The sequence below is a fragment of the Fredinandcohnia quinoae genome (assembly GCF_022427965.1).
Classification (GTDB): Bacteria; Bacillota; Bacilli; order Bacillales; family Bacillaceae_L; genus Ferdinandcohnia; species Ferdinandcohnia quinoae.
Map to the genome: position 1 here is coordinate 1 of NZ_JAKTTI010000023.1, position 13,796 is coordinate 13,796.

The window sequence follows — 13,796 nt, forward strand, 5'->3', positions numbered from 1 at the left end:
ATTTGAGAGTGGTTGTTTCTCTAAAACTGTCTACTATATAGGTACAATAGCAATTAACGACCGTATTTTCGGATTAACAGCCGTATTCCTAAAATAACGACCGTATTTCTTAAAAAATGCAATTTCCTTATCTTTTTATTGATTGGCTTTTCGATTAACTTGTTTTTTTTCCTTATAATCTAGCTATTTCTTCCTCAAATCCTTTAAGTTATCCACATTACACACAATATCCACAATGGACTTATGAATTTATCCACAATATCCACAACCACATCAATTGCCATTATAGAATTTTACTCAAAAACGCTTTCGTTCTATCGTGTTGTGGATTATTAAATAATTCCTTGGGCACATTTTCCTCAACAATTATGCCTTCATCCATAAAAAGGACACGATCTCCTACTTCACGGGCAAAGCCCATTTCATGAGTAACAACAACCATTGTCATTCCTTCCTTTGCCAACTGCTTCATCACCTCTAAAACCTCGCCAACCATTTCCGGATCCAATGCTGATGTTGGCTCATCAAAAAGCATTACTTTTGGCTCCATTGCCAATGCTCTAGCAATCGCTACCCGCTGCATTTGGCCACCCGATAAGGAGCTTGGATACGCATCTGCTTTTTCTGATAATCCTACTTTGCGCAAAAGCTCGAAACCATGGTCAATCGCCCTATTTTTCGAAATCCTCTTCACCTGTACTGGTGATAGAATGATATTTTCCATCACTGTTTTATGTGGAAATAAATTAAATTGCTGAAAAACCATCCCTACCTCTGTCCTAATTTTATTTATATTTGTCTTTTTATCTGTTATATCAATTCCCTCTATAAAAACCTGTCCTTCATCGATCGATTCTAGTAAATTAATGCATCTTAAAAAGGTAGATTTCCCAGAACCTGATGGTCCGATGACAACGACTACCTCCTGGGGCTTAATATCAACAGAAATGCCTCTTAAAACTTCATTTTTCCCAAAAGACTTTCTAATCCCATCCACTTTGATCATTCCGTCTTCAACCTCTTTTCGAGTAAGTTTAATAGAAGAGTTAACGAAAGGGTTAAAAATAAATAGATAAAGGCTGCCGTCAAATATGGTTCCCACACTTTCGAATATTGGCCAGTCATCATCCGTCCCCAATACATGAGCTCCGGAGTCGCCACAATTGATAAAAGTGAAGAGTCTTTTACAAGAATGACAAACTCATTTCCTAAAGGTGGTATCATTCGTTTAAAGGCTTGGGGCAAAATTACATGTCTCATTGCTTGAATATGACTCATCCCCAGTGAGCGAGCAGCCTCCATTTGACCTCTCTCCAATGATTGAATGCCTGCACGGAATATTTCAGCCACATATGCTGCCGAATTCAATGTTAGTGCAATGATCCCAGCAATAATTCCATTTGTTTCTCCGAGAAAATACGGTACTACCCCGAAATATACAATTAAGATTTGCACCATAAGTGGCGTCCCCCGGAAAAATGTAATATAACAAACGAACGGAAATGCGAGTAGCTTATTACGCATGATTTTACCTAATCCGATAAATAAACCAAGGATTGTCCCAAGTAAAATCCCGGCGATCGATAAACCGATTGTGTATACTGTCCCTTTCAAAAAATAAGGAGCATACTCAATAATAATATCGAACCTAAAACCCATCCTATAACCTCCCTCGAAAACCAAAAATTGCGTAACACAAATATTGAGTTACGCAATTCTTGAGGTTCTATTTTTCTGATTCCTGTTGTGCCTTAAGTGTCTCTAAATCAGGCTTATCCACAAACCATTTACTATAAATTTCTTCATATGTTCCATTCTCAATTATTTTCTCTAATGCCTTATCGAAATCAACTTTAAGGTCTTTCGTACCCTTTGGAAACATCATTCCATAGTATTCGGGATCAAATGTATTCTTATCACCGACAACCTTTAACTTTTTATCAGGGTTATTCTTCACATACCATTCAATTACACCATTATCCGCGACAACAGCTTCAGCACCACCGCTTTCAAGCTCCATAATGGCTAAGTTATTATTCTCAAATGACTTAATATTTTTATGTTTTTCCCCAAGTAATTTTTCAACGGCTTCATGACCAGTCGTTCCACCCTGTACTGCAACGACTTTATCTAAAAGATCGTCTGCACTTTGAATATCACTGTCTTCGGGAACTAATATTTTATTAATAGATAGAAAATAAGGGAGTGTGAAATCATAGTCTACTTTTCGATCATCTGTTATCGAAATCGCTGAAATCCCCACATCAGATGTTTTATTGTCAAGCTCTAAAAATAATGGGTCCCAGCCAGTATTGACGATATTGAGCTCATATCCAGCTTCTTCGGCAACTGCGTTAATTACATCAATGTCAAAACCAACAATCTTATCCCCTTCCGTATACTCAAATGGTGCATAAGCCGCATCTGTCGCAACCTTAAGCGTCTTCCCATCCCCACCAGAGTCTTTCGAACCACAAGCAGCAAGAACAAAAATAAAGACAAATGTCATTGCTAACAATAGTATTCTCTTCAATTAAATCCCCCCATTTTTTTAAAACCTATGTTGTCTATTTAATGAATTTATATGATTGGGGATATTCTTATATACCGATTAACAAACAAAAAGACTAACTACCATAACAGCAATTAGTCTACCTATCATTACATTATTAACATTGCAACCAACTGTACACCCATATATACAGCAACTCCCCAAATTATCAGTGCAGATAGCTTATTTATTACTTTTAATAGATTTCCAGTTTGATCAATTCTCCCTACACTTCTTCCGACAATTGCTAGACCGAAAAACCATAACCAAGAAACGACAATTGTTGCACATGTAAATGCTATTTTCTCATCACCACTATAGCTTAATGAGTTTGTCCCGATTACGCCAATTGTATCAAGAATGGCATGTGGATTAAGCAAGGATACTGATGCTGCAAACATAATTTGTTTTTTAGGTGATAGTCCTTCCTTACTTTTGTTTGATTCCCCAGCCTGTTCACTCTTCCAAATAAGCCACCCCATGTATATGAGAAAAATAATGCCCCCACCAAAGATGATTGTTTTAAGCCTTGGTAATGAAAGCAGTATGAAGGAAACTCCTAGAACAGCTAAAAGAATGAGGATTGTATCACAAATGGCTGCCGTAATGATAACAGGTATGGCTCGTAGAAAGCTGGACTGACTTGCTCCTTGTGAAAAAACAAATATATTTTGAACTCCGAGCGGTAAGATTAACCCAAATGCTAGAATGACACCGTGGATGATTGCTTCGAACAAATTCATTTCCTCCCATTTATACAAGTAGTATTATTCACATTTTTTACAATATTAAAAAGGTATTTCGACATACTTTGTAGAAATAGTATGAATAGTTTGCTTTTTTCAAGGAGTGATTGTAATGAATGCTACAAAAGAGGTAATAAAAATTGTCGCAATCTACCTATTTGTGTTTTTCTTTATTATCTTATTTGTGCTCTTCCCCCGAGATGCAAGCATAGAAGTATCTGGTCAAGCCATGGTTGTTGAGTATAGCTATGATTTTAATCTGGAAGAATACAAAAATAACGTTGTATCGTTTTTCAAAGAGGTATACGAAAATAAGAGTTTAGGGGGTACAAAGTTTAGAACCCGTTCGGTTGAAGATGAATTACAGAAATTCCTGCCAAGGAGCTTAAAAGTTATCGCGATTGGTTTTTTCATTAGTGTCATTTTTGGAATATTAAAGGGGATTTTTGATTATCGAAGTAAAAATACGAAAAAAAGTATATTAGGAAATGGTACAACTTGGTTCTTTTCTGGTTTACCCGACTTTTTTATCGTTATTTGTCTAGTCTACTTTCTGCTTTTGTTCATACCTGAGATTAATATTATGGGAACAGAGTCCTGGTATAAATTTATCGCACCTAGCATTCTCATATCAATCGCACCATTATTTTATGTAGCACGAGTCACATCTGTTTCCCTACAAACACAGGATCGTGAACCACATATTCAGGTTGCTTATTCAAAGGGCTTCACCCCAGGAAAAGTATTGATCAACCATATGCTAAAACCTTGTCTAATAACAGTTTCAAGTCATTTGCAAAGTCTAATGGTATTTTTATTATCAAATTTACTTGTTGTTGAATATTTAATTGGGTATGAAGGAGCTGCATATCGTCTATTCTCGGCAATTGGTTATTCGAATAAAATTCCTTTTTTCCCAATACGTGAGCAAGGTTTAATCATTGGCATTTGCATTAGTTTTCTTTTCCTCGTTATGATTGCTCATATTTTTAGTCAATTAATAAAAGCAAAATTAGATCCAAAGTAAAAAGAGGTGAATCTCGTTGAATAAAAATTGGTTTTTAATCATTGGCATTGCCATGGTATCCTTCCTTCTTTTAATTGCCTTTGTTGGACCACACTTACCTTTTGTACAGGAAGGACTAAAAGTAGAAAGACTTAGATTTCCACCTGATGGGAGTATTTTAAAAGCCCCTTTGGCTCCGTCTGGAGAATTCCCCTTTGGAACCGATTATGAAGGGCGTAATTTGATAAGTGTTCTTATTGCTGGTACGAAGGATACACTCAAGATTATCATCGGGATTGTTGTCATTCGATACGCAATTGCGATTCCACTTGGGTTACTTGCAACACGGAAAAACAATATTTTTTCTTGGCTTGTGACAACATGGAATAATGTATTTTCAAGTATTCCCGTTATATTTTCGGCATTATTAATCTTATGTGTACCTGCATTGGTTATGAATGAAAATCGTTTGGAATGGTCCATTCTTTTTCTCGCCTTAATCGAGGTTGGAAAAGTCAGTCATGTAATTCGCGAAGAAACACAGAGAATTGCGCGCAAACCATATATCGAAGCAGGGATTACGGTTGGTGTGTCCCCACTGAGATTGGCTTTAGGCAATATTTTACCTAATACGTACCCTTCGATTATGGTTAACTTTTTTATCGACATCGGCCGAACAGCTTTGCTAATTGCACAACTAGGAATCTTTTCTGTATTCCTTTCCCAAAAATTTGTCCAATTGAATTACGGCTCAGGGGAAATGATTAACGAAAGCTTTAACTGGCCAACACTGCTCGGTCAAGCGAGAAGGGACGTTCTATCTGCTATTTGGATTCCATTTTATACATGTATCGCCATTACATTTACTATCTTTACCTTTAATATTTTGGGTGAAGGGTTACGGAGATTTTTCGAGAAGAAAACAACTTGAGCAAACAAAGCGGTGGTTACTACAAAGGCCTCCGCTTTTCTTACGTTACTAGTTCATTTTATGATATTACTAATCAAATGATAGATCTTTTATTAATATACGAAAATTTGAAATATTTTTTATAAAATGATATAATTTCCTAAAAATAGGGATAGGTGGGTGTAAAATTGAAAAAATTATTTCTCCTTTTCACAACATTATCCATAGGAATCTTTTTATTTGGATGTTCGGATAATAATCAAGTAGAAAATAAGAATGAAGATCCCAATATCAATGAAAATAGTATTGAAGAAATTGACATTGAAGCAGTAAATGAAAAAAGTGCATCTGCAAAACGGCCCCCTGATTTATCATTAGTTGGGGTTGGGGATCCAAATACTTCAGTATCTTCCAAGATAAATTCATATTGTTGGAATGAAAGTAACTGCACGTTAACACCAAAAAAGCCACAAGATCTGTTAATAGACACTAGAGATTACCCCGTAGCACCTGGACAGAAACTTTCATTTATCGTAAGTGCAACTGCTTACCAAGCATTAATTTTTCCTGATTCATTAAAAGTCACACAGATTCACAAGGATACTGAGACAGAGATAGAGGTCACAAATAAGGTAATAACTGTTCCTACAGAGAAAGGTATTTATTATTATCATGTGAACGCAAAGTGGGAAGGGGAAATAAAAGGAGAAGCTTACTATGCGTTTTTTTTAAGGGTTAAATAGAATTTTGCATTTAGTTCGGAGCTTTTTTGAATAAATTAGGCAAACAAAGGCGGAGGTTCTCACATAAACCCCCGCTTTTTCTATTATTCTACCTTTAGTACTGTATACGCTCCAATCCAAACAAACAAAAGAAAAAAGGAACTAAACTAACTAGCCCCCTTTTCCCTACCATATACACGTATTAACTACCCATTTTTCTCCGGGTATTACTCGGTTTTTTTGTTTGTTGGCTTTGCATGCGTTGGTTTGTACCCTTCAAATTACCAGCCTTACTGCCATTTGTTTGATTTTGCTTTTTATTAGCTAGCTGTTGCTTCACTAAATCTTGAAGGCTTACCTTCTTTTTATCATTCGTTCCTTGTTCATTTTCAGTTGACATAGGGACTCTCCTTTTCTTTATAAGGGTATTAACATATTGACCCATTTCGTCCTTTTATCATACATGCAAAGTATGAAAACATCTAGAGGATTTAGTCTTAAATTTTTTTATCAAAACAAATTACACATAATGAATTCCCTCTGTGTATGGGAATGGAATTGGAAAGACATCATCAAGTTCACTAACTCCTGTCTTAAAATCACCGTCAAACACCCAATTAACAAATTCTCCCGCAGACATTATCACTTTTGAATCTTTATATTGAAGGATGACTCCTCGATTTTCAGTTTCTGATACTGAAAAATTTAGTCCCATTTTACCGATTAATGGTTTTAATTGTTCAATCAATCTCCCAGCATTTACAACATATACCGTTCCGCTATTTTTCTTTTCTTCATGTGGTATGTCAATTAGTTCATTGGCCAATTCATCCTGCCAAGGAATGGTTATTTCCATTTCAGATGTGAGATTTTGATTCAATACGTCCATTAATATCTTGTGGATTGCCTTTGAATTTCCACCCCACTCCGTTACTATGGCTTGTTTTTTCGTACTTTGTTCGGTAGGAATTCCTATTACCACATAGCTCTCGATTCTATTGTTTTTAACAGCAACAAATACGGATTGCTTCATTTTAAAGATGCTCGTATATCCTCCTGCTTCAATCAGCATCGACCATTCCCATAGGTTACTTTCATAACGAACCTTACCTTGCTGCCTAATGTCGTCTATTTGGAAAATATCAGTTGGATTAGCAAGGCGAATTTCACCATCATATGTATGTTTTATAATGTGATCTTTATCTAAAAGATACTTACTAGCATTACCAAAATGGGAGCAATGATTTCTTGTATATAATCCACGATCACCTGATATTAATAATAGAGAGGCATGTGCTTGATCAATATATTGATAAACTTCATTTAGGATTTTACTAGATAACCCTTGATTGCGATAATCGACATCTGTACAAACTGCACCAATTGAGAATACTTGAAGAACTGCTTCTCCAAGCGTAATTTTCGAAGGAACTAATCCCATGAAGCTTACGAGTCTATCTCCATCAAATGCACCAAATGACAATTCTCTAGTAAAAATATGTGGGAATGCTTCTCCCATTGAAGTATGGCCTTCATTACGAAATGTCTTATCTGCTAAATTAATTGCTTGTTGGATCTCATGTTTCCTCACACGACGAATTTCCATTTACACCGACTCCTCATATACTGATTTCCCATTAGTAATTATGGGCACCTTAAATAGGTGCCCATAAAATGCTAGAGCTTTACAGTTGTTTTTAATTTACTAGACTGATAAGCTGCTAAAGCTACCTCTAACGCTTTTAACCCATCATATCCCGTAATCGATGGTTCTCTTTCCTGCTCTATACATTCAACAAAATCTTTAATAAGACCAAAGTCCATATCATTTCCATAAAAGACATGGCTTAATGATTTTGCTCCACTTGCAAACATTCTGACATGCTCTTTAAATGCATCAACCTTTACTGTTTGTTTTGAGCCAATCACTTCAATCGTTACATCACCCCACATCGGGTATTCCGCAAATCTTGACCAACTCGCATCATGTGAGGCAATAACACCATTTTCAAATTCCAATGTAAGTATACCGGCATCATCTAGATCAATATTATGGAAATAGGAATCAATGATTGCATCCACCTCAGTTATTTCCTTGCCCAAATACCAACGCATAATATCAACCATATGTACGGTATGATCTAGAACTGCACCACCACCAGATTGTTCCTTATCGATAAACCATCCACCTGGATTTTGACCACGATTTGTTGTTCGAAAAGCAAGTATTTCACCGAGCTCACCAGCATCAATCATTTCTTTTAATTGTTGAATCGGTGTACTGAACCGAACCGGGAATGCAATTTGTAACGTAACTCCATGTTCCTCACATGCCTCAATCATCTCTCTTGCATCTTCGATCGTTGTAGCAATTGGTTTTTCACATAAAATATGTTTTTTTGCTTTAGCTGCATGTAATACCATATCTTTATGGCGGTTATTTTCACTACAAATGATAACTGCATCCATTTCAATCTCTAGAAAGTTATTCTGATCAGTGAAATGTTTTGTATGATATTTCTTAGCAACCTCTTGGCCTCTTTCGATCTCATCATCAAAAATGCCAACTAACTCAACATTAGGGATTTTCATTAAGCTATCTGCGTAACTATACGCATGCATATGAGCAAAGCTCATCATCCCAATCTTCATACGGAAGCACCTCCATTTAAAAGGCTGCTATATTTTTCAATGCGCCCCTTAATATTGTCGTCCACCTTATGTGCCGTATCGAAAATCGCATCAACACTATAAGATAATGGAAGTGAAGTATATTGTTTCGGTTCAATAGGTGTCATTTCTTCACTATTGAATTCAAGAATATTTTTTATCCCACTCCACTCAAGCTCAATTCGCTCGCCATCAGAGATAGTAAACTCAAGATGGGCCATTATTCCACTACCGAAATTTATGGTAACAATTGTATGGTTAGGAATAACCGTATGATTTGTACGCTTCACTTTAATGTCCTGTGGTTCACCGAGTAATGATGTTATTACGAGTAAATCCTCAATAATGAATTCTTCCCTTTTACCTACCCTTCGATAACGAAGAACCCCCTTTGGCCTCTCATCCTTCAACACTATTTCTCTCACCATTTGAAAAAATGGATATAACTCTAGATCAAAATAGACATGAACACCATCTTTCGCATTAATATCTTCTAACAATGCAAAAGGTAGATAGACATCACTTTCTCCAAAAATTGTCTCATCAATCACCTCAGTAAGTGGTAATAAATAGGCTTTTGATTCATCAAATCGTTGGTCAACTGAATTCACAAGCACTACCTTTTCTCTAGTAGTATAAAATTCTATTTTATCTACATTAGCAATTACAATCTTACTCATACTAGATACCTCCTACTTCAATAATTCCCTCAGACGTCTTACTGCTTCTTCATTTGAAATCTTTGCATCCTCAAATCCTTCATACTCAATAGACAACCAGCCTTGATAATCAATATCCTTCAAGCCTTGGACAATATAAGCTAAATTCACTTGCCCGTCCCCAGGGACTGCACCTATAACTTCCACACCTTGAGTAGACCGGAATCCATTAACTTCTTCGCTTGGATTCTTCTCACGAAAGTCCTTAAAATGAACATGAATAATTTTATCCTTTAATCGATCAAAGGCCTGTTGGGGCTCTTCATGTACTAATAAAAAATTCCCTGTATCGAAGGTTGATTTCAAATATGGACTATTCACCTTGTCAATAATTTCTTCAACCTGTTCACTTTTTCCTGCTAAAAGTCCATGATTTTCAATCGCCAAATATACTTGTTCCTTTTCAGCGAATTCAACACATTGCCTTAATCCTTCAACAATCCAATCTTGGCCATCCTCATATGTTAAGGTACCGTGTAAATCACCGCAAAACACACGGACAATATTCGTACCTAATTGCTTAGCAACTCTGATTCCGTCCTTCACCTTTTCTACTTCAATGTCTCGTTCTTCACTTGATTCCTTCACAAAATTATTTGAAACATCGTATGCGGAAACCTTAAGTTTATGCTTTTTAACTGCTGCCACGACTTCTTCCAATTCCTTCTCTTTGTCATTCCAATAAAAATCAAGTAATTCTACTCCATCTAATGAAATACTCTTCGCATAATCTATAAAATCAAGAACAGTCCAATTTTCCTTTTGAATGGTTGAATTCAAACTATACATGCTTACACTAATATTCATAATATCCCCCTTATTGGTAAAATTCATCAGGCCACTCGAGCTCAAATCCGTCTTTCCTTAGTTCTTCTTGAAAGCTTGATAATAAGTGTTTATCCTCACGAACTGCTTTTGGGGCCATTTTATTTTTTATGCAAAATGCGATTAACGCTCCACAAGCTTCACCTATATTCCACTCGGTTGGCTGTAATCGATAGCAACCATTTGTTATATGAGTTGTACCTATGTTTTTACAGCCCGCTAGCAGATTATCTGCATTTTTAGGAAGTAGGGCACCTAATGGTATATGAAATGGTAATGCCGGAATATCAAGATATGTTCGACCCGTCATACTTGGATGTAGGTCAATACTATACGAACCAATTCCAACACTGTCTTTATACCTTTTACCTGTTCTCCCATGATTAAAACTTGGAGATACATCCTGTTCGACAACGGTATATTCAGCTTTAATCCGTCTTGACTCTCTTATATATGCAGCCTTAGCCAAGCCATCCCCAGTTGCAAAAATATCCTTTCGAAGTTTTAACCCAGGGTAACCATTTCCACCATCATTTCTTGGTGCTTCAGTTTGTAGCCAATATAAAAGTGCTAAACTTAATTGCTTCGCTTGAAATATATTCTTTTCTTTCTCTTCATTTGAAACATCATACATATTTCCTAAAAAGTAATCATTCTGCGGCCAATTCATTAATGTAATATCTCCAGCCTGAAAAGGTACTACATATTGGTCTTTATTAAAGATTCTTCGATATTCCCACAATGGAAAACCAGTTTCTTCGCGGAATAGAGTGTACTCCCTTTTTTCCTTCGTAATTGGATGAGGAGCAAAAAAGCTCAAGTATTTATCCGGCCAAATATCAGGATGAAATTCCCTCCAAAAAGCATACATTTCTGGTTCTGGAATCGTATGGTCTTCACCACCACGATATTCCATCCCTAATACATACGTAAAAGCTTGGATATCGTGAGGATCTGCCTTTTCCAGTGCATGTGGTTCCCCTGTATCTGCTTTACCTTCAGCACCTGTTACATAGTCAATCCCTGCAAGAGGTAAAGTATCACCAGTTTCAGTCGCATCAATAAAATAAGGGGCTTCTACCATTTCCTCTACACCTGTTCTAGTATTTCTAAAATTCATTTTTTCTATTGAACTGCCAACCCTTTCAATCGATGTAACTTTCGTATAATAGGAAATTGTTAGTTGGTTCGTTAATAAATAGGGCAGAAGCATTTCATTCAATACATGTAAGGAAACCCTTGGATCATGACAAATAAGACTAACGATGCCATTTCCAGGGTTAAAGATTTTCCCACTTTGTTGTACATTTAAATTTCGCAAATAGGTTTCTCTTACCTTTTCCCGATAGGTTCGATATCTTCTCGTACAACCGAATTCTTCAATCCATGGATGCTCATCAGGTGGTACACCCTGTGAGGTAACCTGACCACCAATCCAATCGGTCTCTTCGGTTAGCAAGACCTTAAGACCATTCGCACAAGCTGACATCGCTGCTGCACAGCCTCCAAGGCCACCCCCCACAATGACAACATCATATGGCATCAAACCCACCTACAAATACACTTCTTTTCCGGTTTTGGCAGATTCATAGACTGCATTTAGCATCTTCATCACTTGGACACCATCAGCTACTGGAGCAATATTTTCTCTTCCGTGTAAGCAGCATCCGACAAAATGATTGATTTCATTTACAAATGCCTTGTTAAAATCAAATCCTAGGCTATCGACTTGTGGAGTGATATTCAGAATCGTATTATGCTTTTCTGTTACTAAAGCTAATTCAGGTTCGATTTCTGCTCCACCTTTTTCTCCAAATAACTTGACGTATATTTCATCCTTTTTTGCTTGAAGGGTAAAGCTGACGTCCACTAATATTGAGGCTCCATTTTCAAATCGGATTAACGCATTCGTTAGATCTTCAACATCGTTTAAGGTTGGATCATAATCAGCGGCTTTATAGAAAGACAGATGTTCAATATGACTCCGGTTACCCAATCTTGAATATGTATTTCCACTTACTGATACTGGACGTGGTTTCCCCATGAAGTACCAGCAAATATCAATCATATGTACACCAAGATCAATAAGTGGCCCCCCACCCGATTTCGTGCGGTCACTAAACCAGCCACCAGGGTTTCCTAGTCTTCGAATGCAGGACGTTTTCGCATAATAGATTTCACCTAATTCGTCGTTATCAATGAATGTTTTTAGAAGCTTGGCATTGTCTCCATGGCGGCGCACAAATCCTACTTGGAGTACCTTACCTGTTCTTTCAACCGCTTCTTGAATGGCTTCAGCCTCCGCAACGGTCATGCTTAGTGGTTTTTCAACAAGAACATGCTTACCCGCATCTAAAGCAGCTATCGCAATTTCAGCATGTGAGTTATTCCATGTACAAATACTGACTGCGTCGATTGCTTCATTCTCCAACAACTCATGGTAACTTCTGTATAACTGACTTACCCCATATAGCTCTCCCTTTTCCGCCAAACGCTTTTCATTGAGATCACAAAGGGCTACTAATTCTACCTGCTCATTTGCGAGATATGGTTTAATATGAAACTCCGAAATCGAACCGACACCTATTACACCAACTTTTAACATTCATTTCCCCTCCATTTGGAACTCATTTTTCATTGAAATTTTATCAATTTAGTTAATGTTGTTGTTTCCTTATTTACTAGTATCTCAAACTCACCCGCTACTTCTTCGAAAGGAACTTCGTCTGTAATAAATGGCGTAACATCAATCCGTCTTTCACTTACGAGTCTGATATACTCTGCAATATTTCTGCCCTCAGTCCAGCGGACAAAGCCATATGGGTAGTCAATCGCTTGTTGCTCATAGATTCCATCATAACGACCTGGTCCACCCGCTCTGGAGATTAAGAGCTGTGCTTCTTTGCCAAACATCAATTCTCGAGGAAAATCTGGTTCAATATCACCGACAATAACAACTTTTCCTTTATTACGGATCCACTTCAAGCTTTCATGTGTGATTGGTGAGCGTTTTCCTCCTACACATAACAAGATTGCATCTGCACCATTATTTTGGGTATATTCCTGAATTGCCTTTTCCATTCCTACAATCGATGAATATGATTTGATATTTTCCTCTGAAAGCATCTTTGAACGGTTATCATGAATATCAAAGGCGATTACATTATATGCTGCGGCATTTGCTATTTTGGCAATCATTTGACCTAACAAACCCAGTCCAACAACTACAGCTGTTTCCCCAAATTCTAGCTTTGCAATTCTAAGTGCATGTATCGCAATTGCTCCGATCCCAGCTAGAGCAGCCTCCTTTGAATCCACATTTGCCGGAACCTTTGCATATAATGTTTTTGGAACCAATAAGTACTCCGCATGTTGAACATACGGAGCACCATAGCATGCTACCAAATCACCTTTTTTTACATCTGTCACATTACTTCCACATTCCACAACTTCACCCATGGCACTATAGCCTAGCGTAATTTGTTTACCTTCACTATTTCCAATAATTGATAACTCGGTACCTGGTGAAATAACAGAATACATCGTTTTCACAAGAACATATGAAGGTTTAATCGTTGGTACTTCATCCTCAGAAATTTCAACCTGTTTATTGTTTGCAATGATTTTACGCAATATGAAGGAACTCC

At 37.0% G+C, this 13,796-nt stretch carries 15 protein-coding genes; 3 read left to right on the forward strand and 12 right to left on the reverse strand.

Going from position 1 to position 13,796, the window contains the following annotated elements; all coding sequences use genetic code 11:
• Nucleotides 1–283: 283 nt before the first annotated feature.
• From MJG50_RS14105 to MJG50_RS14120, 4 genes are all read right to left on the reverse strand, one after another.
• Entirely contained in the window at nucleotides 284–1,006 is a 723-nt protein-coding gene (locus MJG50_RS14105; protein ID WP_240256387.1) for an amino acid ABC transporter ATP-binding protein, read from the reverse strand.
• Entirely contained in the window at nucleotides 1,003–1,659 is a 657-nt protein-coding gene (locus MJG50_RS14110; protein ID WP_240256388.1) for an amino acid ABC transporter permease, read from the reverse strand. The genes MJG50_RS14105 and MJG50_RS14110 overlap by 4 nt, the downstream gene beginning before the upstream one ends.
• A gap of 67 nt (nucleotides 1,660–1,726) precedes the next feature.
• On the reverse strand, nucleotides 1,727–2,533 hold the full coding sequence (locus tag MJG50_RS14115; protein WP_240256389.1) for a basic amino acid ABC transporter substrate-binding protein: 807 nt from the start codon (nucleotides 2,531–2,533) through the stop codon (nucleotides 1,727–1,729).
• 128 nt (nucleotides 2,534–2,661) lie between these two features.
• A complete protein-coding gene (locus MJG50_RS14120) occupies nucleotides 2,662–3,288 on the reverse strand; it encodes a LysE/ArgO family amino acid transporter (RefSeq protein WP_240256390.1) in 627 nt (208 codons plus the stop codon).
• Nucleotides 3,289–3,409: 121 nt separating this feature from the next.
• Here MJG50_RS14120 and MJG50_RS14125 point away from each other — a divergent pair, with 121 nt between their 5' ends.
• From MJG50_RS14125 to MJG50_RS14135, 3 genes are all read left to right on the forward strand, one after another.
• Complete coding sequence (locus tag MJG50_RS14125; protein WP_240256391.1) at nucleotides 3,410–4,324, forward strand: ABC transporter permease subunit; 915 nt, start codon at nucleotides 3,410–3,412, stop codon at nucleotides 4,322–4,324.
• Nucleotides 4,325–4,340: 16 nt separating this feature from the next.
• Nucleotides 4,341–5,234, forward strand: a complete 894-nt coding sequence (locus tag MJG50_RS14130; protein WP_240256392.1) for an ABC transporter permease — start codon at nucleotides 4,341–4,343, stop codon at nucleotides 5,232–5,234.
• A 167-nt stretch (nucleotides 5,235–5,401) separates the two neighbouring features.
• A complete protein-coding gene (locus MJG50_RS14135; protein WP_240256393.1) occupies nucleotides 5,402–5,956 on the forward strand; it encodes a hypothetical protein in 555 nt (184 codons plus the stop codon).
• A 181-nt stretch (nucleotides 5,957–6,137) separates the two neighbouring features.
• Here MJG50_RS14135 and MJG50_RS14140 read toward each other — a convergent pair whose 3' ends face one another.
• The 8 genes from MJG50_RS14140 to MJG50_RS14175 all read right to left on the reverse strand — a co-directional run bounded on the left by MJG50_RS14140 (nucleotide 6,138) and on the right by MJG50_RS14175 (nucleotide 13,782).
• Entirely contained in the window at nucleotides 6,138–6,335 is a 198-nt protein-coding gene (locus MJG50_RS14140; RefSeq protein WP_240256394.1) for a hypothetical protein, read from the reverse strand.
• Nucleotides 6,336–6,455: 120 nt separating this feature from the next.
• Nucleotides 6,456–7,541 carry a GNAT family N-acetyltransferase gene (locus MJG50_RS14145; RefSeq protein WP_240256395.1) on the reverse strand — a complete coding sequence of 362 codons (1,086 nt, stop codon included), beginning with the start codon at nucleotides 7,539–7,541 and terminating at the stop codon, nucleotides 6,456–6,458.
• A gap of 71 nt (nucleotides 7,542–7,612) precedes the next feature.
• The gene (locus MJG50_RS14150; protein WP_240256396.1) at nucleotides 7,613–8,587 is read right to left on the reverse strand and encodes a Gfo/Idh/MocA family protein; all 975 of its coding nucleotides are present in this window, start codon (nucleotides 8,585–8,587) and stop codon (nucleotides 7,613–7,615) included.
• The gene (locus tag MJG50_RS14155) at nucleotides 8,584–9,285 is read right to left on the reverse strand and encodes a hypothetical protein (RefSeq protein ID WP_240256397.1); all 702 of its coding nucleotides are present in this window, start codon (nucleotides 9,283–9,285) and stop codon (nucleotides 8,584–8,586) included. The genes MJG50_RS14150 and MJG50_RS14155 overlap by 4 nt, the downstream gene beginning before the upstream one ends.
• A gap of 12 nt (nucleotides 9,286–9,297) precedes the next feature.
• Nucleotides 9,298–10,131: a sugar phosphate isomerase/epimerase family protein gene (locus MJG50_RS14160; RefSeq protein WP_240256398.1), complete on the reverse strand. Its 834-nt coding sequence runs from the start codon at nucleotides 10,129–10,131 to the stop codon at nucleotides 9,298–9,300.
• Between the two features lie 10 nt (nucleotides 10,132–10,141).
• Complete coding sequence (locus tag MJG50_RS14165; protein ID WP_240256399.1) at nucleotides 10,142–11,692, reverse strand: FAD-dependent oxidoreductase; 1,551 nt, start codon at nucleotides 11,690–11,692, stop codon at nucleotides 10,142–10,144.
• A gap of 9 nt (nucleotides 11,693–11,701) precedes the next feature.
• Entirely contained in the window at nucleotides 11,702–12,754 is a 1,053-nt protein-coding gene (locus MJG50_RS14170) for a Gfo/Idh/MocA family protein (protein WP_240256400.1), read from the reverse strand.
• Between the two features lie 29 nt (nucleotides 12,755–12,783).
• Nucleotides 12,784–13,782, reverse strand: coding sequence for a zinc-dependent alcohol dehydrogenase (locus MJG50_RS14175; protein ID WP_240256401.1), 999 nt, complete (start codon nucleotides 13,780–13,782; stop codon nucleotides 12,784–12,786).
• Between the last annotated feature and the right edge of the window lie 14 nt (nucleotides 13,783–13,796).